At 43.7% G+C, this 24,562-nt stretch carries 23 protein-coding genes; 12 read left to right on the forward strand and 11 right to left on the reverse strand.

Features of this window, described 5'->3' with window-relative positions; all coding sequences use genetic code 11:
• Window positions 1-9 precede the first annotated feature (9 nt).
• Window positions 10-813 (forward strand): tRNA pseudouridine(38-40) synthase TruA, encoded by an 804-nt coding sequence (gene truA / locus IDJ75_RS18255; protein WP_191177086.1) that lies wholly within the window; start codon window positions 10-12, stop codon window positions 811-813.
• Window positions 814-817: 4 nt separating this feature from the next.
• On the opposite strand, the gene IDJ75_RS18260 is transcribed toward truA, so the two are convergent.
• Both IDJ75_RS18260 and IDJ75_RS18265 read right to left on the reverse strand, forming a co-directional pair.
• Window positions 818-1,327 carry a hypothetical protein gene (locus IDJ75_RS18260; protein ID WP_191177087.1) on the reverse strand — a complete coding sequence of 170 codons (510 nt, stop codon included), beginning with the start codon at window positions 1,325-1,327 and terminating at the stop codon, window positions 818-820.
• 5 nt (window positions 1,328-1,332) lie between these two features.
• On the reverse strand, window positions 1,333-2,979 hold the full coding sequence (locus tag IDJ75_RS18265) for a M28 family metallopeptidase (RefSeq protein ID WP_191177088.1): 1,647 nt from the start codon (window positions 2,977-2,979) through the stop codon (window positions 1,333-1,335).
• A gap of 294 nt (window positions 2,980-3,273) precedes the next feature.
• Between IDJ75_RS18265 and ileS the strand changes: the two genes are divergently transcribed.
• The 4 genes from ileS (at window position 3,274) to IDJ75_RS18285 (ending at window position 9,068) form a co-directional block, all read left to right on the forward strand.
• Window positions 3,274-6,657: an isoleucine--tRNA ligase gene (gene ileS / locus IDJ75_RS18270; protein ID WP_191177089.1), complete on the forward strand. Its 3,384-nt coding sequence runs from the start codon at window positions 3,274-3,276 to the stop codon at window positions 6,655-6,657.
• Entirely contained in the window at window positions 6,658-7,035 is a 378-nt protein-coding gene (locus tag IDJ75_RS18275; protein ID WP_067055645.1) for a TraR/DksA family transcriptional regulator, read from the forward strand.
• Window positions 7,036-7,641: a lipoprotein signal peptidase gene (locus IDJ75_RS18280; protein ID WP_191177090.1), complete on the forward strand. Its 606-nt coding sequence runs from the start codon at window positions 7,036-7,038 to the stop codon at window positions 7,639-7,641.
• Window positions 7,642-7,934: 293 nt separating this feature from the next.
• Window positions 7,935-9,068 carry a lactonase family protein gene (locus IDJ75_RS18285; protein WP_191177091.1) on the forward strand — a complete coding sequence of 378 codons (1,134 nt, stop codon included), beginning with the start codon at window positions 7,935-7,937 and terminating at the stop codon, window positions 9,066-9,068.
• Window positions 9,069-9,165: 97 nt separating this feature from the next.
• On the opposite strand, the gene IDJ75_RS18290 is transcribed toward IDJ75_RS18285, so the two are convergent.
• The 5 genes from IDJ75_RS18290 to IDJ75_RS18310 form a co-directional block, all read right to left on the reverse strand.
• Window positions 9,166-9,663, reverse strand: coding sequence for a hypothetical protein (locus IDJ75_RS18290; RefSeq protein ID WP_191177092.1), 498 nt, complete (start codon window positions 9,661-9,663; stop codon window positions 9,166-9,168).
• A gap of 70 nt (window positions 9,664-9,733) precedes the next feature.
• Window positions 9,734-10,888 carry an N-acetyl-alpha-D-glucosaminyl L-malate synthase BshA gene (gene bshA / locus IDJ75_RS18295; RefSeq protein WP_191177093.1) on the reverse strand — a complete coding sequence of 385 codons (1,155 nt, stop codon included), beginning with the start codon at window positions 10,886-10,888 and terminating at the stop codon, window positions 9,734-9,736.
• A gap of 218 nt (window positions 10,889-11,106) precedes the next feature.
• The gene (locus IDJ75_RS18300) at window positions 11,107-11,517 is read right to left on the reverse strand and encodes a hypothetical protein (protein ID WP_191177094.1); all 411 of its coding nucleotides are present in this window, start codon (window positions 11,515-11,517) and stop codon (window positions 11,107-11,109) included.
• An 86-nt stretch (window positions 11,518-11,603) separates the two neighbouring features.
• Window positions 11,604-11,843 (reverse strand): hypothetical protein, encoded by a 240-nt coding sequence (locus IDJ75_RS18305; RefSeq protein ID WP_191177095.1) that lies wholly within the window; start codon window positions 11,841-11,843, stop codon window positions 11,604-11,606.
• Between the two features lie 117 nt (window positions 11,844-11,960).
• Window positions 11,961-12,650 (reverse strand): SIMPL domain-containing protein, encoded by a 690-nt coding sequence (locus IDJ75_RS18310; RefSeq protein ID WP_191177096.1) that lies wholly within the window; start codon window positions 12,648-12,650, stop codon window positions 11,961-11,963.
• Between the two features lie 337 nt (window positions 12,651-12,987).
• Here IDJ75_RS18310 and IDJ75_RS18315 point away from each other — a divergent pair, with 337 nt between their 5' ends.
• From IDJ75_RS18315 to IDJ75_RS18340, 6 genes are all read left to right on the forward strand, one after another.
• The gene (locus IDJ75_RS18315) at window positions 12,988-13,662 is read left to right on the forward strand and encodes a tetratricopeptide repeat protein (RefSeq protein WP_191177097.1); all 675 of its coding nucleotides are present in this window, start codon (window positions 12,988-12,990) and stop codon (window positions 13,660-13,662) included.
• A gap of 146 nt (window positions 13,663-13,808) precedes the next feature.
• The gene (gene ribH, locus IDJ75_RS18320) at window positions 13,809-14,306 is read left to right on the forward strand and encodes a 6,7-dimethyl-8-ribityllumazine synthase (RefSeq protein ID WP_191177098.1); all 498 of its coding nucleotides are present in this window, start codon (window positions 13,809-13,811) and stop codon (window positions 14,304-14,306) included.
• Between the two features lie 238 nt (window positions 14,307-14,544).
• The gene (gene ytxJ, locus IDJ75_RS18325) at window positions 14,545-14,874 is read left to right on the forward strand and encodes a bacillithiol system redox-active protein YtxJ (protein ID WP_191177099.1); all 330 of its coding nucleotides are present in this window, start codon (window positions 14,545-14,547) and stop codon (window positions 14,872-14,874) included.
• Between the two features lie 417 nt (window positions 14,875-15,291).
• The gene (gene lipA / locus IDJ75_RS18330) at window positions 15,292-16,170 is read left to right on the forward strand and encodes a lipoyl synthase (RefSeq protein ID WP_191177100.1); all 879 of its coding nucleotides are present in this window, start codon (window positions 15,292-15,294) and stop codon (window positions 16,168-16,170) included.
• Between the two features lie 24 nt (window positions 16,171-16,194).
• Window positions 16,195-16,749, forward strand: coding sequence for an RNA polymerase sigma factor (locus IDJ75_RS18335; protein ID WP_191177101.1), 555 nt, complete (start codon window positions 16,195-16,197; stop codon window positions 16,747-16,749).
• A 35-nt stretch (window positions 16,750-16,784) separates the two neighbouring features.
• Entirely contained in the window at window positions 16,785-17,576 is a 792-nt protein-coding gene (locus IDJ75_RS18340) for an anti-sigma factor (RefSeq protein ID WP_191177102.1), read from the forward strand.
• 240 nt (window positions 17,577-17,816) lie between these two features.
• Here IDJ75_RS18340 and IDJ75_RS18345 read toward each other — a convergent pair whose 3' ends face one another.
• The 4 genes from IDJ75_RS18345 to uvrA all read right to left on the reverse strand — a co-directional run bounded on the left by IDJ75_RS18345 (window position 17,817) and on the right by uvrA (window position 22,773).
• A complete protein-coding gene (locus tag IDJ75_RS18345) occupies window positions 17,817-19,322 on the reverse strand; it encodes an NAD(P)H-hydrate dehydratase (RefSeq protein WP_191177103.1) in 1,506 nt (501 codons plus the stop codon).
• A gap of 40 nt (window positions 19,323-19,362) precedes the next feature.
• Window positions 19,363-19,617 carry a Txe/YoeB family addiction module toxin gene (locus IDJ75_RS18350; RefSeq protein ID WP_191177104.1) on the reverse strand — a complete coding sequence of 85 codons (255 nt, stop codon included), beginning with the start codon at window positions 19,615-19,617 and terminating at the stop codon, window positions 19,363-19,365.
• Window positions 19,614-19,865: a type II toxin-antitoxin system Phd/YefM family antitoxin gene (locus tag IDJ75_RS18355; RefSeq protein WP_191177105.1), complete on the reverse strand. Its 252-nt coding sequence runs from the start codon at window positions 19,863-19,865 to the stop codon at window positions 19,614-19,616. The genes IDJ75_RS18350 and IDJ75_RS18355 overlap by 4 nt, the downstream gene beginning before the upstream one ends.
• Window positions 19,866-19,932: 67 nt before the next feature.
• The gene (gene uvrA, locus IDJ75_RS18360; protein ID WP_191177106.1) at window positions 19,933-22,773 is read right to left on the reverse strand and encodes an excinuclease ABC subunit UvrA; all 2,841 of its coding nucleotides are present in this window, start codon (window positions 22,771-22,773) and stop codon (window positions 19,933-19,935) included.
• 251 nt (window positions 22,774-23,024) lie between these two features.
• On the opposite strand from uvrA, the gene IDJ75_RS18365 reads away from it, so the two are divergent.
• Entirely contained in the window at window positions 23,025-24,323 is a 1,299-nt protein-coding gene (locus tag IDJ75_RS18365; protein ID WP_191177107.1) for an esterase-like activity of phytase family protein, read from the forward strand.
• Window positions 24,324-24,562: the final 239 nt, after the last annotated feature.

Below are 24,562 nucleotides of genomic sequence, written 5' to 3' on the forward strand. Positions count from 1 at the left end.
TCACCTGTTTTGCGATACTTTTTTCATTTAGGATATTTAGGCACAAACTACAGCGGATGGCAAAAGCACCCCGACGGACTAAGCGTGCAGCAGGTTTTGGAAGAGGCCCTGAGCCAGATCTTTAAAATGCCGATGTATATTACCGGTTGCGGCCGTACCGATGCACAGGTGCATGCCAGTCAATTCTTCTTTCATATGGATGTGGAGCGCGAATGGGATTACGATCTGCTTTTTCGCCTGAACAAATTGCTGCCTGATGATATCGCTATTTTTGATATCATTAAGATGGAAGGCCAGCCTCATGCCCGCTTTGATGCCGTTGAGCGCAGCTACGATTACTTTATCCATACTTACAAAGATCCTTTTTTAAACGGCGTTAGTTCCCTATATGCTATAAAGGAGTGGGACGTAGAAAAAATGCAACGGACTGCCAACCTGCTTTTAAAATACAACAACTACCACGCCTTCTGCAAAATGCCCGACAGGAACGACCACACTATTTGTAATATCACCTCGGCGCAGGTTTATATCAACGCCAAGGGCGACAGGCTGCGGTTCAGCATCTCTGCCAATCGTTTTTTGGGTAGGATGGTGCGCATCATCACCGGCAAACTGATTGATATTGGCACCGGTACTTTAAGCGTGGATGAGTTTGAACATTACTTAATCCATCCGCAGGAAACACAATTGATAAAACCGGCTTACCCGCAAGGTTTGTATCTCAGTAAGATCAAATACCCCTACCTGGATATCCCATCCCGCAGTGATTTTGTACCGATGTTGGCGGATGGATTGGGCGGATTGATAGCTTGATAAATTAATACAAGCTCATAGCCGCCCGTTTCGTTTTCTTACTGATCTGTTTTTGATCAGTAATGAGCATAACCAGTTTGCCTTGCAGGTTAACAGTGTGGTTGTGTGGTGTGTAGCCAATATGTCCGGTCATTTCTTTGCCGCCGATGAGTAGCTGTTTATCCTTTTCTGCTTCCTTTTTGATCTCATCAATACCATAATTCGCAGATGAATCCGGCTTGCCCGAATATTGTGTAATGGCTCCCGTAAAGCTGGCTATCTCCTGCCCAAGCAATATGGGCAGCTTAACTTTTACAGGGCGTTTAATAATTACGGTAAGCTTTTGGTTAGGGTAGCGTTCGCCAAAATATAGGTACACATAATCTTTCTTCGAATCAAAATCAAACACCTGAGGGTTTACGGTTACCTCTTTACCTATGTAACTGGCAACATCCCTTAAACTAATATTTTCCTGCGCAGTTACTTTTAAACAGGTTAAAAGCAATGCACAGGAAAGTAAAAATGTATTTTTCATTGATGTTATTTGTTCATCATTTTATCTCTTATCGCCTTAAATTCTGAACCCTTTTTCCAGCCCGGGAAAGTGGTTTCGTTGCTTAACTTAACACCAAGCTGATACATCAGGTTGGCCGTTTGGGCCATGCCTTTGGTATCCATGGCGTCGCTATACTGGTCTGATGGCTGGTGGTAACGTTGTTCGTTATACTCTTTGGCTTGCTCTTTTCCAAACTCTTCGCCACGCTGAATGCTTTTTGCGCCGTTATGCAGGTCTAACGCAGGTACGCCTACTTTAGCAAAGTTAAAATGGTCAGAACGGTAGTAGCTGCCCGAGCCCGGGGCTTCATCGCCTACAACATCCCAGCCTTTTGGTTTGGTTAAGGCTATCACGTAATCGTCAAGGTCGTTCTGGCCCTTACCGGTGATAGAGAAGTTGCTGGTTTCGCCAAAGTCAGATAGTGCATCCAGATTCAGGTCGGCAACCGTTTTATTGAGCGGGTAAACAGGGTGGGTAGCATAGTATTCTGAGCCCAAGAGCCCTTGTTCCTCGGCAGTAACTGCCAGGAAAACGATAGAACGTTTTGGCTTGTCCTTTTGCACTGCAAATTTTTTAGCAACGGCCAGTACCGCGGCCACACCACTTGCGTTATCAACCGCTCCGTTATAGATGCTATCGCCTTTGGCATCGGGTTTACCAATACCGAAGTGGTCCCAATGCGCGGTGTATAAAATAGTTTCATCAGGCCTTTCGGTGCCCTTTAAAATAGCAATTACATTATGCGATTTAGAGTACTTAAGCGAATTTTTTATATTTAACGATACCGTGCTGTTCAATGGTACGGCCTTAAAATCTTTCTTGCGGGCATACTCGCGGATATCGCCGTTGATGCCTGCGGTTGATAGTAATTTAGAGGCGGCTTCTTCGCTCATCCAGCCCTCCACCTTGCAGCGGTTCATATGTTTATCGGCCTGTTGCAGGTAAAGTTTAGCCCCGGTAAAGCTGTTTTGGATTACCTGCCAGCCGTAGCTTGCCGGCTCGGTTTGGTGCACGATAATTACACCTGCAGCACCCTGGCGGGCGGCTTCCTCGTATTTGTAAGTCCAGCGGCCATAATAGCTCATGGTATCGCCTTTAAAAAGTTTTTCTTTGGCTTTAAAACCCGGGTCGTTCACTAAAACAATAACCGTTTTGCCTTTTACATCGAGGCCTTTGTAGTCGTTCCAGCCAAACTCGGGTGCAACCACACCAAAACCGGCAAAAACCAGCGGCGAGTTCTTCAAACTTAAAGTATCCACCTCGCGACGGGTAGCAGCCACAAAATCAATTCCCGGTTTTAGCACTGCGCTGCCCGCGCCACTAATTTGCAGCGGCTGTGCTGTAGAGGTTATCTCAACCATCGGTACTTCCTGGTAGTAGCTGCCGTTATTGCCCGGCTCAAGGCCAAGGTGTTTAAATTTATCAGCTATGTAGGCAATGGTTTTATCTTCGCCTTTGGTAAACGGCTTGCGGCCAAGCAGGCTATCATTAGCCAAAACGGCAATGTGCTGTTTTATATCAGCCGCCATGCCCGTATCGGCAGATGTATCGGCAGCTTGTTTTTTATCGTTACCGGCGCATCCGGCTAAAAGGGCGGAGAGTGCTAAAAGGCTGATGAAGTTTAATTTCATGATCGGTGTGTTTTGTAAATCAAATATATAAAGGTTTTTTTCTTACCACAGAGTACACAGAGTTTGTAATGATTATTATACACAGAGAATGCAGAGGTGTTTTAATGTGATGAAATCAGTTTGTTAAATTAACCATATCGAGGCTTTACGTCCTCTCTGTGCCCTCTGTGGTTAAAATCTCAAATATCCATGTTAACTTAACAAAATCTCTCGGTCATAATTAGCCAATTAACTATCATTTAATAATAAAATTCCGTATTTTTGCAACCTTTAAAATTCGACGCGAACACATTGATGTACAAGGAATATAAGCAGTTAAATCTATCTCAAACAGGTAAAGACGTGCTGGATTTCTGGAAACAGAACGGCATATTCGAAAAAAGTATCAGCAGCAGGCCGGCAAGCAAGCCGTACACCTTTTATGAAGGCCCGCCCAGCGCTAACGGTATGCCCGGTATACACCACGTTATGGGACGTAGCATTAAGGATATTTTTTGCCGGTACAAAACCCTTAAAGGTTTCCAGGTAAAGCGTAAAGGTGGCTGGGATACCCATGGTTTGCCTATTGAGCTTGCGGTAGAAAAATCGTTAGGCATCACCAAAGATGATATAGGTAAAAAGATAACTGTAAAAGAGTATAACGATGCCTGCCGTAAGGAAGTAATGCGTTATACTGATGTTTGGAACGACCTTACCCTTAAAATGGGTTACTGGGTTGACCTTGACAATCCATACGTTACCTACGAGAACGAATACATCGAGAGCCTTTGGTGGATCCTGAAACAGCTTTACAGTAAAGACCTGCTGTATAAAGGTTATACTGTACAACCCTATTCACCAAAATCGGGTACGGGCCTTAGCTCGCACGAGCTGAACCAGCCGGGTACTTATAAAATGGTGAAGGATACTACTATTGTTGCCCAGTTTAAAGTAAAGAACGATCAGGATTCGGCCTTTTTATTTGATGGTGTAAACAGCGATGTATTTATCCTGGCCTGGACTACCACCCCGTGGACGCTTCCGTCAAACTGTGCTTTAGCCGTTGGCGAGGGTATCAGCTATGTACAAATAAGCACCTTTAACCCATACACCTACGAACCTATCAGCGTTGTATTGGCTAAGGATTTGGTGAAGAAATATTTTAAGGCCGAAGGCGAGAACGCATCTTTTGAAGATTACAAAGGCGGCGATAAAATTATACCGTGGGCGTTAACCCGCGAGTTTAAAGGAACTGACCTGCTTGGCATCCATTACGAGCAACTGATGCCGTATGTAACCAATGCTGAGCTGGAGAAAAATGCCTTCCGTGTTATCCCGGCTGATTTTGTTACCACAGAAGACGGTACAGGCATTGTGCATACCGCATCTGTTTTTGGTGCGGATGACTTTAGGGCATGTAAGGAAAACAACGTGCCATCGGTAATGGTAAAGGACGAGAACGGTAAAGAAGTGCCTCTGGTTGATAAGCAAGGCCGCTTTGTAGAAGAGGTTACCGATTTTGCAGGCCGTTACGTTAAAGAGGAATATTATACTGATGCAGACCGCGCGGCAGAAGGTTTTAAACCGACTGATGTACTGATCTCCATCAAACTAAAAACAGAGAACAAAGCGTTCGACGTTAAAAAATACGAGCACAGCTACCCGCACTCGTGGCGTTCTGATGAACCTATACTATACTACCCGTTAGATAGCTGGTTTATCCGTACTACCGCTGTGAAGGATAAAATGGTTGCGCTAAACAAAACCATTAACTGGAAACCTGAAAGTACCGGAACAGGCCGTTTTGGTAACTGGCTGGAAAACCTGGTGGACTGGAACCTGTCGCGCTCACGTTATTGGGGTACCCCGCTGCCTATCTGGCGCGAGGAAGATGGTAAAGAAGAAAAATGTATCGGTTCGATTGAAGAGTTGAATGCCGAGATCGAGAAATCTATAGCGGCCGGTTTAATGCCTGAGGGCTTTAAGCTGGAGGATATGCACCGCCCTTACGTGGATGATGTGATATTAACTTCATCAACCGGCAAACGCATGTTGCGCGAGCCCGACCTGATAGACGTTTGGTTTGATAGCGGCGCTATGCCTTATGCGCAATGGCACTTCCCGTTCGAGAATAAAGACGAGTTTGCTGCTGCCTACCCGGCAGATTTTATTGCCGAAGGTGTTGACCAAACCCGCGGCTGGTTCTTTACCCTGCACGCTATTGCGGTGATGCTGAGCGAAGCCAGCGACGAGGTGAAAGCCATAAACGAACTTGTTGGCAACAAAGGCGTAGCGTTTAAAAACGTTGTATCAAACGGGCTTGTTTTAGACAAGAACGGCAATAAAATGTCGAAACGTTTGGGCAATGGTATCGATCCGTTCGAGACCATTGAGCAATTTGGCGCCGATGCTGCCCGCTGGTACATGATCAGCAATGCTTCGCCATGGGATAACCTGAAATTTAATATTGAGGGGTTAGACGAGGTTCGCCGTAAGTTCTTCGGTACGCTTTACAATACATACTCGTTCTTTGTGCTTTATGCCAACATTGATAAGTTTAAGTATGAAGAGGCCGAGATAGCTTTAGATAAACGCCCCGAGCTTGACCGCTGGATCATATCATTACTAAACACTCTAAGCAAAGAGGTTGACGGTTTTTACGCCGATTTTGAACCCACCAAAGCTGCCCGCGCCATACAGGAGTTTGTTGACGCACACTTTAGTAACTGGTATATCAGGTTAAGTCGCCGCCGTTTCTGGAGGTCAGATAATTCTGAAGATAAGCTATCGGCTTATCAAACGCTTTATACCTGCCTGATAACTATCAGCAAATTAATGTCGCCTATTGCGCCGTTCTTTGCCGAGCGTTTATATACCGACCTGAACAGCGTTACCGGTAAAGAAGAGTTTGAATCGGTACACCTGGCTTATTATCCGGAGTATCATAATGATCTTGTAGATACCGCTTTGGAAGAGCGTATGCAGATGGCGCAGGATATCTCGTCATTAGTGTTATCGCTTCGTAAAAAGATAGAGATCCCGGTACGCAGGCCATTAAGTAAAATTTTACTGCCTATACTGGATAAGACCTTTAAAGAGCAGGTAGAAAAGGTAAAAGAGCTGATCCTGTCTGAGACCAACATCAAAGATATTGAGTATATTACTGATGCGGCCGGTTTCATTAAAAAGAAGATAAAACCAAACTTTAAAGCCCTTGGTGCTAAGGTAGGTAAGGATATGAAAGATGTAGCCGCTGCTATTAACGCATTTGGCCAGGAAGATATTTCTAAACTGGAGAGCGATGGCTCTATTCCGGTGCTTGATGGTAAATATGAGATCCTGTTATCTGACGTGGAAATCATTGCCGAGGATGTTCCGGGATGGCAGGTTGCAAATTTAGGAAAACTAACCGTGGCTTTAGATGTTACGATAACCGACGACCTGAAAGAGGAAGGTATTGCCCGCGAATTTGTAAACAGGGTTCAAACCGAACGTAAGAATAAAGAATTTGAAGTAACCGACAGGATAAATGTGGTAGTAAATTGCGGCCCTGAGATCTGGAAAGCACTGGAAAACAATTTATCATATATTTGCGCCGAAATTTTAGCTGACAGCCTTGTGCTTGATAATCAGTTAACTGAAGGTACAAAAGTTGTTATTGATGAGTACGAAATTTTGATTGCTATAAGTAAAAGTTAAATGGAAAACGAAAAAACAAGGTATTCTGATTCAGAATTAAAAGAATTTAAGGACCTATTATTAGAAAAATTACGCAGCTCTAAAGAAGAGCTTAATGCACTGGCCACTTCATTAAGTTCGCCAAACGCGAACGGTACTGATGATACCGCCGGTACGTACAAAACACTGGAGGATGGATCTGCGACGTTGGAGAAAGAACAAATTAACCAGTTAGCTGCGCGCCAAAAGAAATTTATTGAGCAGTTAGAGGCTGCTTTGGTACGTATAGAAAATAAAACCTACGGTATTTGCCGCGAAACCGGTAAGCTTATCCCTAAAGAACGCTTGCGTGCAGTGCCGCACACAACGTTGACTATGGAAGCAAAACTGAAGCAGTAAATGAAGGCGGCATACACAAAACCTTTTTTAACTGCTGCTATTATTATCCTTGTTGACCAGATCATTAAGATCTGGGTAAGGGGCCACATGTCGTTAGGCGAGGAGATCCGTTTCCTGGGCAACCGTGGTATGCTCCATTACACCGAAAACAACGGCATGGCCTTTGGCATGGAGCTTGGCGGCGAGCTGGGCAAACTGGCCTTAACACTGTTCCGTATTGTTGCGGTATGCGGCATAGGGTATGCGCTGGTGTTCCTGATCAAGCACAAGTACCATCGTGGGCTGATCATGATGGTGGCTTTGATACTGGCCGGCGCGCTGGGTAATATTATCGATTCTACCTTTTACGGCATTATTTATAAATACGCGGGCTTGTTTCATGGCCGTGTAGTTGATATGTTTTACTTCCCGCTACTTACAGGTCAGTTCCCTAAATGGGTGCCAATATGGGGTGGCGAGGAATATATTTTCTTCCGCCCGGTGTTTAACCTGGCCGATGCCGCTATATCAGTAGGTGTTATTATGATACTGCTAAACCAAAAGCGCTACTTTAAACATGAAGAGCCTGAAGTCAGCAGCCCTAACAGCGAAATGGTAGAAGAGTAAAACTTCTTATATAATTTGAAAGCCTCCTGATTATTGGGAGGCTTTTTTGTTTTATCTACCGCCATTGCGAGGAGCGATAGCGACGTGGCAATCTCCAGCATGCTTATCGCCTACTTTTCTATTGAAGATTGCCACGCTACGCTCGCAATAACGCGCGGAGAATAGGGTGCCGGGATGGCGATATTGATTCATTAAACCAAACTGCCCAAACCCTGTCTCACACTATATTAATAAGTACTGCCATCTTTTTTAATGATTTTATTAACTTGCACTTGTAAACCAATACACTCCTGATGAAAAAGTTCCTGATATTGATCTCTATCCTTTCGCCTGTGCTGGGTATCGCGCAGAAAAAGCCGGTATTCCCAAAAACGTTTGATCTGGTTGTTGGTGCTTATACCAGCGGCAGCAGTAAAGGCATTGCCGTTTACCGGTTTTATACCGAAACCGGCAGATTGGCTTATTTAAACCAGATAGATAACGTAAGCAACCCATCGTACTTAACAGTATCAAAAAATAACAAGTTTGTTTATGCCGTAAACGAGAACGATCAGGGCGAGGTAAGCTCATTTAGCTTTGAGCCAAAAACAGGTAAACTAACTTTCATCAATAAAGTATCAACTTTAGGCGGTTCGCCATGTTATGTTTCGGTTGATAAAAACCAAAAGAACCTTTTTGTAGCCAATTATTCGGGCGGTAACATCGCGGTATTACCTTTAAATGAGGATGGATCTATTGGTGCGGCTGTGCAAACCATAAAAGACGGCGGCCACGGCCCAAACAAGGAACGCCAGGAAAAAGCGCACGTGCATACAGCCGTTTTGTCTCCCGATGAAAAATATGTGTTGTATACTGATTTGGGTACCGATAAAATAAACATCACTAAATATAAAGGGGGTAAAAATAATCCTATTGTGCCTGCAAACCCTGCGTTTGTAAGCGTAACGCCTGGCTACGGCCCGCGCCACCTTGCTTTCTCAAACGATAAAAAAACCATGTACCTGATAACGGAGATGGGCAGTTCGGTAATTGTGTTTGATTACAATAATGGCAAACCAAAACAAAGACAGGATATTACATTATTGCCTGATGGGTTTAAAGGCCAAACCGGCGCGGCTGATATTCATATCTCGCCAAACGGGAGGTTCCTGTATGCTTCCAACCGCGGCGATGCGAATGATATTTCGGTATTTAGCATAAACCAGGAAAATGGCGAACTTACTTTTATAGAGCGTAGGCCATCCGGCGGTAAAGGCCCGCGTAACTTTATTATTGACCCAACAGGTAAATTTCTTATTGTAGCGCACCAAAACAGCGATAATATCACCGTTTGGCGTTTAGATGAAACAAGCGGAAAAATAATGCAGGTCGTTAATCGTGTAGAGGTTGGCAACCCGGTATGCCTGCAATTTGCACCGGCTATGTAAGCTGAAGGCTAAAGCCGAAAGCATATAAAAGCAAAAAGCTCAAAGCACAGCGGTTATACCCGATGCTTGAGCTTTTTGCTTTTGCCTTTAAGCTTTTTTACTGCGCTTTGGTAAACGAATATATGATGTAACCGTTGCTGTTACCTATAGCTACAGGCGAGCGCAGGCTCATGTTAGCATTATCAATGCTGCCGATGTCTAAACGGTAACCTTCCTGTACATTTTTGGCTTTATCGCCCTGGTAAAGTTTTTTAAATTGGAACTGTGTACCAGTACTGCCGCCGTTAAACACCGACCAGAAAATGGTTTGCGAAGCGCCATTTTGTAACGTGTAAATACCGTTACCGCTGTTGGTGAATTTCCAGGTGCTGCCTACAAAATCACTCGGTGCTGCCTGGTCAAATACGTTATGTACAGCTCCGGGTAGCAACCCGTCGTAGCTTACGTTGGTTAGCGTCCAGGTGCCTACAAACTTACCGCGCGATATGCTGCTGCCAGATGTTGTAGATGCCGTTGTGTTTTGTGGTGTTGAACAAGCCGAAAAAATAAAGGTTAAGGCTAAAATGGCAAGGGATGTGTGAAATATCTTTTTCATGTTCTATCTTATAAATAATATGTGTTATTTGGTGTACTAACACAAATCAAGCCAAAAGGTTATAATAATATTACGATTTGCAGTTTGATATTTCTTGTTTGCTTTGTTCTATGATCTCTTTATAATAGTTTTCATATAAAGGCATAATATTAGCAAGCTCCAATTCTTTAGCGCGCTTTAGGGCATTCTCCTTAAATTGGGTTAACCTGTCTTCATCCTCCAGTATATAAATGGCTTTTTCGGCCATGCCATCTACGTCGCCAATGTCAAGTAAAAAGCCGGTAACGCCTTCAATATTAAGTTCGGGCAAACCACCTGCATTACTGCTTATAACCGGCACTTTGCAGGCCATGGCCTCTAATGCCGCCAAACCAAAACTTTCTGATTGTGATGGCATCAGGAATAAGTCTGACACCGAAAGGATCTCTTCAATAGCATCCTGCTTACCTAAAAAGCGTACATGTTCGGCTATACCCAGGTCGCGGCATAAGCGTTCGCACAACGAGCGTTCGCCACCATCACCTACCATCAATAATTTGGATGGGATCTTTTCTATTACTTTAGCAAACATCTTTACCACATCTTCGGTACGTTTTACCTTACGGAAGTTTGAAGTATGCACCAAAACCTTTTCGCCATTTGGGGCTATGGCTTTTTTAAAGTGATCTTTAGGCTTAAGGCTAAAACGGGTAAGGTCAATAAAGTTTGGGATCACCTTAATGTCCTTTTCAATTTTAAAGTACTTGTAGGTGTCGTTTTTTAGATGTTCTGATACTGCCGTTACCCCATCACTTTGATTGATGGAGAAGGTAACCACCGGCTTGTAGGTGCTATCCTGCCCAACAAGCGTAATATCGGTGCCGTGCAGGGTAGTTATAAATGGAATAGAGATGCCGTAGGTGGCCAATATTTGTTTAGCCATAAACGCTGCCGAAGCATGCGGGATGGCGTAATGCACGTGCAGCAGGTCAAGTTTTTCAAACCTTACTACATCAACCAGGCGGCTGGCCAATGCCAGTTCATAAGGCGGGTAATCAAACAAAGGGTATTGCGATACTGATACCTCATGGTAAAAAAGGTTCTCCGAAAAAAAATCGAGCCGGGCAGGCTGGTTGTAAGTTACAAAGTGAATTTGATGCCCGCGGTCTGCAAGGGCCTTACCTAATTCTGTTGCAACAACCCCGCTTCCGCCAAAGGTGGGATAACAAACTATTCCTATTTTCATTTTGTGTGATACGCTTTAAGCCCTAACCAATGTTAGTTTATTTAACACTGATAATGAGCATGCAAGTTTAACAGCAATTTATTGTAAAAGTGTTACCACTATGTAAAATGATTGATAGGTGAATTCGCGAATGAAGTTTAAAGTGGAAAGTTTAAAGTAAAGCCCCGTTAAAAAAATGACCCAATGACAGCGAAGCGTAATAACCCAATTACCTTATATTATGCTATCCCCGCTACCCATTTAACAAGGGAGGCGTTCACCAGGTTATTAATAGCATTAAGTGCGGCGCTGCTTTTTGATGTTTTTTGCAGGTCGGCGTGGTATATCATGTGGTGTACACCTAAAACCTTCAGGGTTGCATCGGCGGTGATACTTTCTGTACGTTTATAGCAGCAAACTTTAATGTGTTTATAGAAAACGTTGGTTTGTAAGCGGCGTAGTACACGTTCGAGGTTACCTGCCATGTGTGCATGATCAAACAAAATAACATCGGGTTTTAATTCATGTATTGACGGAAATATCGAGGCTATTACCGAAATGTGTTTCACGTTATCGTACTCGGCCAGTAATTGGTCGGGGAAAGCCTGCGGAGCTACCAGAAGTACTCTCTTAGAACGGGTACGTATCATGCTCAATCCATTTGGGGGACGTAAATATAAAAGCTATATTTTACAAAACCAACCCCCTTGAGCGAAAATTAATATTTAATTAACTGTTAATGAACGGGTCGCGCGTCTGCTGTGTCTACGGCATTACGCCCGGTTGGGTCGGCATTGCCTTTGTTCATGCTGTCTTTTTTGGCAGTGTCGGCCGCCCGGGTATTGTTAGGGTCGCCGGTACCGGCTTTTGCAACCGTGTCTTTTGTGCCGCCGAGGGTTGCGTTACTGCGGTCGCCGCAGGCGGTAATTGATGCCGCTAAAAATATTATGGCTACTGTAAATCGTATGGCTTTCATGGTAATACGAGTGTTGGTGTAATCAGGTAAACAGGCCTGTAAAATAAAAGTTTCAATAGCCTTAAACAAAAAAGCAGGCCCTGAAACAAGCCTGCTTTTTTATATATAGCGGGTTAATTATTTTATCTCGAAGATGGCGTTGATCTGGAAGCTCAGTTTGATCTTTTTAACATCAATGTCTGATTCAGGAGTGGCCGAATCTGCCGCTGCTCCTTTAAACTGCACCGCGTACATTCTTGGTTGCGGAAAACTGCTGTTATCGCTTTCGGTAATGTTTAGTACGCTGCCCAGTTTATCGCCGAGGCCATTAACTAAAAAAGCTGCTTTATCACGGGCGCCTATCAGCGCTTTCAGTTTTAAGCCATTTTTAATTTCATTGATCTTTGAGTAATCATAGCTGTCGATATTGGTGCTTTGTATGCCTTTTGCATCAAGCTTGCTCAGTATCTGGTCAAATTTATTCAAATCATGAAACTTGATATTGTACTGTTTACTTGCCAAAAAATCGGGGTTTTTCTTTTTCTCGGTTTGGTAGTTCCATGATGATAAGCTGTTGATGGTAAAATCCTCTTTGGCTATACCTGCTTCGGCAACTGCTTTTTCCAGTTGTTTTTCCAGCTGCGAAATAGTCACTTTGGTTTTACCATTCATGTATTCCCTTAATGAAACAGATACGTTGATGATATCCGGAGTAACCTCCTGCTCGGCAATGCCGGTAACTTCAATTTTACGGCGCAGATCTGCGCTTTGTGCGAACGCCCCAAACGTGGTAGCAACTAATGCGGCTATTAAGAATAATTTTTTCATAAGTATTAAATATATATAATGTGTAGAGTTAATTACGTGCAAAAAGTTTAATCTGTAACACGCATAAATAATAAATGTGTAACCCAAAACAGGGTTTGGTGTTTTAATATGGTGATAATAAAGAGGGTAGCAGAGGAAAAATATTTAATAATATTTCTTTTTGGCAACAACCCTTAATTGCTTTGTCGCTACATTGCCCGCAATGGGGTTATCCCTTATTTATCCGCCCTATTAACCGCTAATAACAAAGCTTTTAACTATCCGGCAACTATCCAAAATTTAAATTTGCTAAAAGGATTGAAAACCGTATTTTTGCAAACTTAATTTTAAAATACAGATGTCAGCAACCGAGGTGAATACAAAATCTACAGCAAACAAAAACAATGTTGTAAAGAGCGGTAGTTTTGTTCAGGAGAACCAAAAAAGCTTATTATTTATTGCAGCAGCCATTGTTATTATGGTTGTTATTTACATTGCATACCTTAAATTGTACCTTGCACCAAGGGAAGTTACCGCTGCAAACCAAATGCACGTAGCGCAGGATTTTTGGGCTAAAAAAGATTGGGACAAAGCCATTAACGGCGATGCCGGTTACCCTGGTTTCAAAAAAATAATAACTGACTACAGCAACACTAAAGTTGCCAACCTTGCTTACTTTTACTTAGGTACTGCCTATTTAAACAAAGGCGAATACCGCCAGGCAATTGATAACTTAACCAATTACCGTGGTGATGATAACATGGTTGCAGCCGAAGCTTTAGGCAGCACCGGTGATGCTTATGTTGAATTAAAAGATTACGACAAAGCCGAAACTTATTTCAAAAAAGCAGCTGATAAAGCAAGTAACAAATTCCTTACTCCGTTTTATTTAAAGAAACTTGGTTTGGTTTACGAGGCTAAAAAAGACAACAAAGCAGCAGCAGATACTTACAAAAAAATCAAAACCGATTATTTTGACAGTGCCGAAGCACAAAATATTGACGAGTACATTGCCCGCGTTGACGCGAAGTAATTAATTCTGATACCATAACAATATTGTAATGCCTGCCCCAAAAGCAGGCATTATTTATTTAAAACCGATTTATATCTTTACCACATCATTTACGACATATGGTTTTTCAAATCCAAAATCGTAAATCTAACATCTAAAATAAAAGCATGGCTACTCAATTAAAAAACCTGTCAGATTTTTCAACCGCCAGCGAGATCCCATCAGCCGAAGGCTACAGCTTTGGCATTGTGGTTGCCGAGTGGAACGCCGAAATAACAAACGCGCTTTACCAGGGTGCTTATGATAGCCTGATCAAATACGGTGCAAAAGCCGAAAACATACATTCGTACCCTGTACCCGGCAGCTTTGAATTAACAACAGGTGCCGAGCTGCTATTAAAAAATAAAAAGCCTGATGCCGTGATAACCCTGGGCTGCGTAATACAGGGTGAAACCCGCCATTTTGATTTTATTTGCGCGGCAGTTGCAAACGGGGTAACAAATGTTGCTATAAAATATTCAAAACCTGTTATATTTGGTGTATTAACCACTGATAACCAGCAGCAGGCTATTGACCGCAGCGGCGGCAAACATGGCAACAAAGGCGACGAAGCCGCGGTAACGGCTATTAAAATGGCTAAACTGAACGAAACTTTAATAGGGTAAACCCGTATAAATATTTAGTTTAATAAACATAATGAAGAAGATCTTATACATAGCAATTATAGCACTGGCACTGGGCAGCATGGCTTCATGCTCAAACAAATTATGCCCTGCATACGGTTCATACCCAAGCCACCGTTAAACGCAGTTTTTTGTCATTTTTTTGCCTTTAGCCTAAAACTAAAACCAGTTTTACATTGTTTTTACCGTTTAAACAGGCACTATACATTACTTTTGTTTTATGGAATGGATATCGTTGGAAACGGCTGATCAGCTGGATAATATTAAACAACAGCAGGGCTACAGCCTGATTTTTAAACACAGCACACGCTGCTCTATCAGCATGATGGCTAAAAGGCGATTTGAGCTTGACTGGGACAACCTGCCTGCCGATATGCCCCTTTATTTTTTAGACCTTATCAAACACCGCGACCTATCTAACAAGGTAGCTGCTGATTTTTCGGTTTATCACGAGTCGCCACAGCTATTGCTGATCAAAGATGGCGAATGTATCCTCGACCAATCGCACGGCGCTATCTCTGTTGATGAAGCCATGAGCGTGCTGGCTTAGGTTAGAGAATCAGGATTTTTAGAGTCAGGAATCAAGACTGAAAAAATATATGATCCGCAGGAGTTTTTCCTGCGGATTTTTTGTGTTATATCATCTCTATTATACACCTCGTCATTGCGCCCTTGTTGGTGTTGTCACCAACAAGCCGTCATGTATCCAAACTTTGCATATGTTCACCGTCCTAAAGGTTGTTGGTGACAACACCAACAACGGCGGAAATAGTTTCAATCCTTACAACGTTTCGCTCTTGTTGGTGTTGTCACCAACAAGTCGCCATGCATCCAAACTGTGCCTACGTTCACCGTCCTAAAGGTTGTTGGTGACAACACCAACAACGGCAGAAACATTTTATCGTTTCTAAGTAATATTCGTTTACAAGCAGGATGCACATACTTTATTTTTAACTAATTTTGTAGCATGATAGATTTGCCTGTAGTACCCTCCAACCAGCCGCAGCGTAAGCCCGATTGGTTAAGGGTTAGGCTTCCGGTAGGGAAGGAATACGCCCACGTACGTGGCCTGGTTGATGAGCATAAACTGCACACTATTTGCGAAAGCGGTAATTGCCCTAATATGGGTGAGTGCTGGGGAGCAGGTACTGCTACGTTTATGATATTGGGCAACATCTGTACCCGTTCGTGCTCGTTTTGTGCAGTTGCAACAGGCAGGCCTTTGGCAGTTGATACCGACGAGCCAAACCGTGTGGCCAACTCGGTTAAACTGATGCAGGTAAAACATTGCGTTATTACCTCGGTAGACCGTGATGACCTGAAAGACGGCGGTTCTATCATTTGGGCCGAAACTATCAATGCTATCCGCCGCGAAAGCCCGGATACCACACTTGAGACTTTACTGCCCGATTTTCGTGGCATTTGGGATAACCTTGACCGTGTGCTGGAAACCCGCCCCGAAGTAGTATCGCATAACTTAGAGACCGTACGCCGCTTAACCCGCGAAGTACGCATACAAGCCAAATACGACCGCAGCCTTGAAGCACTGAAACGCACATCGGCCGCAGGCGTACGTACCAAATCGGGCATTATGCTTGGCCTGGGCGAGCGCGAAGAAGATGTACTGGAAGCAATGGACGACCTGCTGGAAGCCGGCGTACATATCCTTACTTTAGGCCAGTACCTCCAGCCAACCCGTAACCACCACCCGGTTATTGATTGGATACACCCCGACCAGTTTGCAAGCTATAAAGAATGGGGTTTAAAGAAAGGTTTTAGGTATGTAGAAAGCGGCCCGCTGGTACGCTCATCATACCATGCAGAAAAACATTTGTTTGAAATGTAATAATTCCTTTATATCTTCAACACGTTGAGCCCCAAACGCAAAATATCGCTATCTGAAGAGGAATTAATTCTTGCTTTGCGCAACCGTGAGAAGATCGCGATTGAGGCTTTGTACGATATGTACTCCGCCTCGTTGTTTGGTGTTATCTCACGCATTATTACTGATGAGGCTATCGCCGAGGATACTTTACAGGAAACTTTTGTAAAAATATGGCATTCGTTTTCGGGCTACAGCAGTGAAAAAGGCCGCTTATTTACCTGGATGGTAAATATCGCACGCAATTTAGCTATTGATAAGGTTCGGTCGAAAGATTTTAAGAACCAAAGCAAAAACCATGAGCTTGAAAATAACGTAACTTTCATTGACGAACAAAAGAATACAGTTTACAAGCCTGAGTTATTGGGCATCAGGGATTTGGTATCTACCTTAAAACCTGAACAAAGATCAATTCTCGACCTCGTGTATTTTAAGGGCTATACCCATGTGGAAGCTGCCGAAGAACTTGGCGTACCCCTGGGCACCATAAAAACAAGGTTAAGAATGGGGATACTTCAACTCAGAAAACATTTTAATGAATAGTGGAAAACGTTAAGGCATATATTGAATCCGGCATTTTGGAACTTTACGTTCTGGGCGACATCAGCGCAGAAGAAAAGTTGCAGGTGGAAGATATGGCCACGCAATATCCTGAGATAAGAGCCGAAATTACAGAGATCGAAAGATCGATGGAGTTTTATGCCGAAGAACATGCCATTGAACCGCCGGCAGATTTACGCCAACGCGTTTTAGGTAGCCTGTTGGTTAATTTAGGCGATGACAGGATATTTACCAAAGCCGTTACCCACCAGGACGACGACCATGTTAGAAGCTTACCGCCTGCACGCGTAAACAGCTTTTATAAATACGCGTTTGCCGCCTGCTTAACTTTATTACTGATAAGCGTTTATGGTTTAATAAACCTTTACAGCAAACTACAGGATTCAAACACGCAACTTACGGCCCTGCAAACAGATAAAATACGTATTGCCAACCAGGTTAACCTGATGGATAGGCAGCTGAATATGTACCGCGATACTACCTACAAAGTATTGAGGCTAAAAGGCATGCCTAAAACACCAACCGCTGCCATGATACTGGCCTGGAATTCGGTAAGTAAAAAGGTGATGGTTGATGTTCAAAGTATGAACCTGCCTAAGCACGATAACAAACACCAATACCAGTTATGGGCGCTTGTTGGTGGCAAACCTGTAGATATGGGCGTATTTGACAAACCCGCCGCTGATACCGCAGGTGTAAAAGAAATGAAAGCAATTGCATCGGCACAGGGCTTTGCTGTAACCTTAGAACCCATGGGCGGCAGCATTAACCCAACTATGGACCAGATGGTGGTTATTGGGCAGTTTTAAAAATATTTCACCAAACGCTTATAAGCCGTTTTGCGCAATGCAGAGCGGCTTTTTTGTTAAAATTTGTTAAATTATTGTTAAAACGCCCTTCAATTATAAAACAAAAAAATATTTAGCGTTGTTACTGTAACTAATATATGCGTTGCACGTCATATATACACTTAGTTAGAAGTATTTAGTTCTTTATAAGATCAGTTAATAGTTTGAAAAGCGAATGTTTGATACTGACATTCGCTTTTTTTATGCCTTTAATTTTGCCATGGTAACCGGCAGCCGGGTAGTGATATTTGTAGGAAGCACAGCATATAAACGATTTGGCAGTGCCAACTCATCTCCAGCCTTACCATGAATATAAACTCCCAATAAACAGGCATCCTGCGGGGTATATTGCTGCGCTAACAGGGAGGTAATAACGCCTGTAAGTACATCGCCCATCCCACCGCTTGCCATAGCCGCATTACCGGTCGGATTAAAGTACAACCTCTCATCCGGCGTAGCCGTAATAGTGTAAGTATTTTTAAGGATAATGTGAATGTTGAGTTCGTTAGCTTTTGCTTTTGCGGTTTGCAGGCGTTGCCACCAACTGGTATGCTCCCCAAACAAACGGTCGAACTCTTTCATATGCGGCGTAATAATGCTCCCGGCAGGTAGTTTTTTGAGTAAGGCTTTGTTTTCTGCCAGTACGTTCAGCGCATCGGCATCTACAACAATTGGCTTGCTATAATTTTTGCAGATAGTTTTTAATAGCTTTAGTGTTTCGGGTTCTTTACCCAGGCCGGGGCCAATGCCTATAGTGCTATATTTATCCCATTTTATATCCGGTAGTTTATCCTCCCTGCGCAGCAGGGCCATTACTTCAGGCATTGAACTGTTCAGCGCTACCAATCCGCTTTGCGGGATGCAGGCAGTTGTTAGCCCCGCCCCGGCATGTGCGCACGCCGATGAGGCAAGCAGTGCTGCCCCCATGGTTTCGTCCTTACCGGCGATGATAAGCGCATGCCCGTAGGTGCCTTTATTGCTGAAGCGGTTGCGGGATTTGAGCACTTTGCGTGCATCAGCATCTTCAAACAAAAAATATGGGGTATCGGCGTTATTGATGAACGCTTCGCTCAGGCCTATTTTAACCACCTCGCAACAGTTTATATACGGGCCGGATTCAGGCAACAGGAAATTGATCTTTGGTTGTTGAAAGGTGATCACCAGGTCGGCCTTTAAAACTGCTGCATTTTTAGGGATCTCACCATCGGTGTAAAAACCGGTAGGTACGTCAACCGCAACAACTGTTTTTTGAAGGCTGTTCAGGTAATCTACTAACTTTTTATAATCGCCGGCAAGTGGTTTATTAAGGCCGGTGCCCAATATGGCGTCAATAATTATATCCGCAGTTTCCCGGGGCGTTTCAGAGCCGTTTTTTAGCGTTTGAAGGGCGATTTTTGCCGTTTTTAGTCGCTTTAAATTTCCATTAAAGTCGTCGCTTGCCTTATCGCTAAACCGGCATATCTTCACATCGATATTGCAGTAGCCATGGTCGCACAAAATGCGGGTAATGGCCAAACCGTCGCCGCCGTTGTTACCGGTTCCGCAGTAAACCGCAATGGTTTGTTTTTTATCCTGAAAGTGATTGATGAACCAACCCACAAAGGCTTTTGAGGCCCGTTCCATCAGGTCGATAGAGCTTATGGGCTCCTGGGCTATAGTGTAAGCATCAGCTTCGCGAATTTGCTTTGATACGAGTAGAGGCAACATATATCCTAAAGATAGGATTTATACGTTTTGTTTTGGGGAATTAATAATGATATCTGCATTGTAGAAGAACAATAGCATCATTATCTATTTTATAAACCAAACGGTGTTCTAAATTTATTCTTCTTGACCACCATCCGGCAAGGTTATGCTTTAGGGGTTCTGGTTTACCATTGCCTTCAAACGGCAGCCTTTCAATTTCCCTAACTAATATGTTAATCTTTTTTAAGGTTGCTTTATCTGTACTTTGCCAGTATAAATAATCTTCCCACGCCTGGTCAAGAAAAATTATTTTCATTCTTCGATCAAGCGTCTTTCTGTACCAGAACCTTTTTCATAATCCTGAATACCCTGTAATAAACGTGCAGCATTTGTCGGACTTTTTAGTAAGTAGAAGGTTTCCTCCATACTTTCATAATCGGATTTTGAAAGCACCACAACATCTTCGCCATTAGCGCTGGTCACAAAAAGCGGGGAGTGACTGGTACGAACCTTATCTAAGTAGGTTTTTAACTGCTGCCTGAAGTTTGTGTATGTAGTAATCATGCTATTGGTTTTTATAAAGGTAAAAACAATAATATATATGTACAATTTTCTGTACGTATATATTATTTTATCCCATCTCTTTCTTCAAGAACTGGCCGGTAAAGCTTTCTTTAACCTTGCATAAACCTTCTGGCGTGCCGCTAAACAATATTTTACCGCCGCCCGAGCCTCCTTCAGGGCCAAGATCGATCACGTGGTCGACCACCTTAATTACATCCAGGTTGTGTTCAATAACCAGTACCGTATTGCCTTTATCAACCAGTTGATTGATAACTCCAAGCAGCACGTTTATATCCTCGAAGTGTAAACCGGTTGTAGGTTCATCTAATATATAGAAAGTATTACCGGTATCTTTTTTGCTTAGCTCGGTTGCCAGTTTTACACGCTGCGCCTCACCGCCTGATAGGGTTGTAGATGCCTGTCCAAGCGTGATATAGCCCAAACCAACATCAAACAAGGTTTTCACCTTACGGTAGATGGATGGGATATGCTCAAAAAATGGCGTAGCATCTTCAATGCTCATATCCAGCACATCGCTGATAGATTTACCACGATAGCGTACTTCCAGTGTTTCGCGGTTGTAACGGCGGCCACCGCATTCCTCACAAGGCACCTGTACATCGGGTAAAAAATTCATTTCAATAACCTTTTGCCCAGCACCCTGGCAGGTTTCGCAACGACCACCCTTTACATTGAACGAGAAACGGCCGGGTTTATACCCACGGATCCTTGACTCGGGCAAGGCCACGAACAGGTTACGGATATCCGAGAACACACCGGTATATGTAGCCGGGTTTGAACGTGGTGTACGGCCAATTGGCGTTTGGTCTATCTCTATTACTTTATCAATATGTTCCAGCCCTTCAATTTTTTCGTACGGAAGCGGGTGTTTCTTGGCGCGGAAGAAGTGGTGGTTTAATATGGGGTACAATGTTTCGGTTATCAGGCTCGATTTACCACTGCCCGATACCCCGGTTACTCCTATCAGTTTGCCTAACGGGAAATCGACAGAAACTTTCTTCAGGTTATGGCCGGTAGCTTTTTTAAGCGATAATGTTTTACCATTACCTTCACGGCGGTGTTTTGGAATGGCAATTTCGCGCTCGCCGTTTATATATGATGTTGTAAGCGTGTGATGGCTCATTAATTGAGCGGGGGTGCCTTCGGCAACTATGGTACCACCGTGTACGCCCGCAGCAGGGCCCATGTCAATTACATGGTCGGCTTCCAGTATCATATCCTTATCGTGCTCCACAACTAAAACGGTGTTACCCAAGTCGCGCAGGTTTTTAAGCGCATTTATTAAACGTTCGTTATCGCGCTGATGGAGGCCTATACTTGGCTCATCTAAAATGTACATTACGTTCATCAGTTGCGAGCCTATTTGCGTAGCCAGCCTGATACGCTGTGCCTCGCCCCCCGAAAGGGTTTTGGCGGTACGGTCTAATGTTAAATAACTTAAACCAACATCCAGCAAAAAGCCAATACGTGCGCGAATTTCTTTTAATATCTCTTTTGCTATAACGTTCTGGCGCTCATTCAGCCTGTCTTCTAACCCGGTGTACCATTTATCAAGCGTGGTGATATCCATACAGGCCAGCTCGAAGATATTTTTGCCATCGACCTTAAAGTGCAGCGATTCCTTTTTTAAACGGGCGCCTTCGCAGGTGGGGCATGTACGCAATACACGATAGTTTTCCATATCGTCCATTCCCTCGTCGTTGCGTCGTTCCTGCTGCTCTTCAAGCATCCGGATGATACCATCAAACGAGATCTGGTAGTTTTGCACGTTCCATTTATTGTACTCAACCGCTACGCTGATCATATCCGGCGAACCGTTCAGTATGATATCCAGCTGGTCGCGTGTTAGTTTTTCTATCGGGGTGGATAGAGAGAATTCATACTTTTTGGCCAGCGCCTTTAGCACCTGGAAGATCCAGGTTTCGCGGTACTCGCCTATCGGGGCAAGCCCACCATTCAGGATGCTCAGTTTGGGATTTGGTATAACCGATGCTTCATCTACCTCGAATATATAACCCAGCCCATTACATTTTTCGCAGGCGCCATACGGCGAGTTGAACGAGAAGGTATTAGGCTGCGGCTCATCGTATGAGATACCCGATACCGGGTCCATCAGGTACTTACTAAAATAGGATACGTTATTATCTTTATCGGCAATGCGGATAATGCCTTTGGCTATCTTTAGGGCCGATTGTACCGAGGTGTATAAGCGCTTGCTGTCTGCTTCGCTCACCACCAGGCGGTCAACCACAATATCAATATCGTGAATTTTGTACCTGTCTACCTGCATTTTTGCTTCCACATCGGCAATAGCGCCATCAATATAAACCTTCAGGTAGCCCTGCTTACGGATCTGCTCAAACAGCTCTCGGTAGTGGCCCTTGCGGGCTTTTACCACCGGGGCAAGTATGTTAACCGGTTGCCCGTCAAACTTCTCGAAAATGGTTTTCAGGATCTGCTCCTCGCTCATGCGCTCCATTTTCTCGCCGGTGGTGTAGCTGTAGGCATCACCAGCACGGGCAAAAAGCAGTCGCATAAAGTCGTATATTTCGGTAATAGTACCAACTGTACTGCGTGGGTTTTTGCTGGTGGTTTTTTGCTCAATGGCAATAACCGGGCTAAGGCCCGATACCTTGTCAACATCAGGGCGTTCCATACCGCCCATAAATTGGCGTGAGTAGGCCGAAAATGTTTCCATATAACGGCGCTGCCCCTCGGCATAAATGGTATCGAAAGCTAACGACGATTTACCGCTGCCACTAAGCCCGGTTATAACAACCAGCTTATTGCGCGGAAAAGAAACATCAATATTTTTTAAATTATGTACCCGGGCACCATAAACTTCAACTTCACTTTGCTCGCCCAGATCTAACGTTTTTTCGCTCATATACTTTTATGGAAACAGCATAATGCCGTATAGGTTTTTACACCGGCATTAATTACTAAAATTTTTCGCAAATATACGCAAAAGCGTCGATGATTTAAAGCATTAGCACAGGCGGGAATGAACTGTTTAATGTAAAATTTTGCCCTCACCGTCAACACGTTGTCCGTGCTGTAAAATATTTGTTTTTAAGTTAACCGTGGGTTTACACAACCATGCTTTTTTTGCAAAAATAACAAGCCATAATTTATCAAATGAAAAAATCTTTACTTAGTATTTTCGCTATTGCCGCTGTGAGTTTAACTGCGTGCAAAAAAAATCATAACGATACCGCCATACCTGCTATTACCTACCCGGATATGGCAGAAGCAGCCGACCCTGCTTTACTATTTACCACTACAACGGGTGTAAAAGTTTACAATGGGGGCTTTGGCTCATCTGTTGCTGCCGACCCTAACGACCCTGCTGTATTTTATATGCTTACAGACCGCGGGCCAAACGTAGCCGGCACTATTGCTAACTCTATTATTTTGGGCAAACCCGATTTTACACCGGCTATAGGCAAATTCAGGCTAAAAAACGGCAAATTATACCTGGAGCAAACCATCGAACTAAAAAATGCTACAGGCGGTAAACTAAATGGTTTACCAAACCCGGTTGGCCAGGGCAGTACAGGCGAAGTACCTTACGACGTTAATGGTGCCATATTACAGCCAAGCGCAGATGGTATCGATTCGGAGGGCATGGTATTAGCGGCCGATGGCTCGTTTTGGATAAGTGACGAATATGGCCCGCATATAGTACATTTTGATGCCACCGGTAAAACCATTGAGCGCATAAACCCGTTTGGAACCGGCACCGGAGGCCGTAAAATACCATTAGTATTTGCGAAACGCAGGGCTAACCGTGGCATGGAAGGGTTATCCGTTACGCCCGATGGTAAAACACTGGTTGGCATAATGCAATCGCCTATGTATAATCCTTCAAAAGCGGCTATTGGCAATTCGGTTGTTTTAAGGATCTTAACCTTTGATATTGCTACGGGCGCAACCAAACAATACGCCTACTTAATGGAAAACCCAACACTTACCGGCTGCAGCGAAATAACAGCGATTAACGCTACTACATTTTTAACAATAGAGCGAGATGGCCTTTATGGCGGCGCATCAAATAATCCTGCTACTTTTAAAAAAATATTTAAGATAGATATCAGCAAGGCTACCGATATTTCTGACGCTGCAAACAGTGCTACAGGCAAGCTTTACGGTGGCAAAACAGTAGAGGAATTAGTGGATGCTGCAGGTTTGCAAGGCGCAGGTATTGTGCCGGTTACCAAAACATCAGCGCTCGATCTGCTAAAAGACCTGCCGACCGTTTACCCGCACGATAAAGCCGAAGGTATTGCATTGTTAAAAGGTAACATCCTGGTAATATCGAACGATGATGATTTTGGTGTGGTTGATAATGGCGCAAGCGGCTTTGCCCAAAAAGTCTTACCGGCTACCAATACTACAGATCATAACAGGTTATACTTTGTAAAACTTAAATTGTAATATAACCTTCTGTAAGTTTACTCACCTGCCCCCTCTTTGTACAGAGGGGGCTTTTTTTTACTTTTTTCGGAGAGGAGCCTGGCTCTATGGCAGACATTATCCCCCCATCAATCCGTCGCGTTAACTAAACAATAATTCCAGTTCTCGCACTCTTTTCAGTTCTTCACTACCACTCAAAAGCATTTTTCCCTATCCAAAACATAGCCTTAATATTAGCGCGCAAAACATTGTTTGTTATA

It is taken from the genome of Mucilaginibacter rigui (assembly GCF_014773275.1).
GTDB lineage: Bacteria > Bacteroidota > Bacteroidia > Sphingobacteriales > Sphingobacteriaceae > Mucilaginibacter > Mucilaginibacter rigui_A.

What these genes read in the sequence shown, in the direction of transcription:
- IDJ75_RS18365 (WP_191177107.1), top strand. Translation starts at nt 23,025, where the DNA reads ATGAAAAAATCTTTACTTAGTATTTTCGCTATTGCCGCTGTGAGTTTA.
- IDJ75_RS18315 (WP_191177097.1), top strand. Translation starts at nt 12,988, where the DNA reads ATGTCAGCAACCGAGGTGAATACAAAATCTACAGCAAACAAAAACAAT.
- IDJ75_RS18290 (WP_191177092.1), bottom strand. Translation starts at nt 9,663, where the DNA reads ATGAAAAAGATATTTCACACATCCCTTGCCATTTTAGCCTTAACCTTT.
- IDJ75_RS18355 (WP_191177105.1), bottom strand. Translation starts at nt 19,865, where the DNA reads ATGATTACTACATACACAAACTTCAGGCAGCAGTTAAAAACCTACTTA.
- IDJ75_RS18345 (WP_191177103.1), bottom strand. Translation starts at nt 19,322, where the DNA reads ATGTTGCCTCTACTCGTATCAAAGCAAATTCGCGAAGCTGATGCTTAC.
- ribH (WP_191177098.1), top strand. Translation starts at nt 13,809, where the DNA reads ATGGCTACTCAATTAAAAAACCTGTCAGATTTTTCAACCGCCAGCGAG.
- IDJ75_RS18310 (WP_191177096.1), bottom strand. Translation starts at nt 12,650, where the DNA reads ATGAAAAAATTATTCTTAATAGCCGCATTAGTTGCTACCACGTTTGGG.
- IDJ75_RS18300 (WP_191177094.1), bottom strand. Translation starts at nt 11,517, where the DNA reads ATGATACGTACCCGTTCTAAGAGAGTACTTCTGGTAGCTCCGCAGGCT.
- IDJ75_RS18305 (WP_191177095.1), bottom strand. Translation starts at nt 11,843, where the DNA reads ATGAAAGCCATACGATTTACAGTAGCCATAATATTTTTAGCGGCATCA.
- uvrA (WP_191177106.1), bottom strand. Translation starts at nt 22,773, where the DNA reads ATGAGCGAAAAAACGTTAGATCTGGGCGAGCAAAGTGAAGTTGAAGTT.
- ytxJ (WP_191177099.1), top strand. Translation starts at nt 14,545, where the DNA reads ATGGAATGGATATCGTTGGAAACGGCTGATCAGCTGGATAATATTAAA.
- bshA (WP_191177093.1), bottom strand. Translation starts at nt 10,888, where the DNA reads ATGAAAATAGGAATAGTTTGTTATCCCACCTTTGGCGGAAGCGGGGTT.
- IDJ75_RS18260 (WP_191177087.1), bottom strand. Translation starts at nt 1,327, where the DNA reads ATGAAAAATACATTTTTACTTTCCTGTGCATTGCTTTTAACCTGTTTA.
- IDJ75_RS18285 (WP_191177091.1), top strand. Translation starts at nt 7,935, where the DNA reads ATGAAAAAGTTCCTGATATTGATCTCTATCCTTTCGCCTGTGCTGGGT.
- IDJ75_RS18265 (WP_191177088.1), bottom strand. Translation starts at nt 2,979, where the DNA reads ATGAAATTAAACTTCATCAGCCTTTTAGCACTCTCCGCCCTTTTAGCC.
- IDJ75_RS18350 (WP_191177104.1), bottom strand. Translation starts at nt 19,617, where the DNA reads ATGAAAATAATTTTTCTTGACCAGGCGTGGGAAGATTATTTATACTGG.
- ileS (WP_191177089.1), top strand. Translation starts at nt 3,274, where the DNA reads ATGTACAAGGAATATAAGCAGTTAAATCTATCTCAAACAGGTAAAGAC.
- lipA (WP_191177100.1), top strand. Translation starts at nt 15,292, where the DNA reads ATGATAGATTTGCCTGTAGTACCCTCCAACCAGCCGCAGCGTAAGCCC.
- IDJ75_RS18280 (WP_191177090.1), top strand. Translation starts at nt 7,036, where the DNA reads ATGAAGGCGGCATACACAAAACCTTTTTTAACTGCTGCTATTATTATC.
- IDJ75_RS18275 (WP_067055645.1), top strand. Translation starts at nt 6,658, where the DNA reads ATGGAAAACGAAAAAACAAGGTATTCTGATTCAGAATTAAAAGAATTT.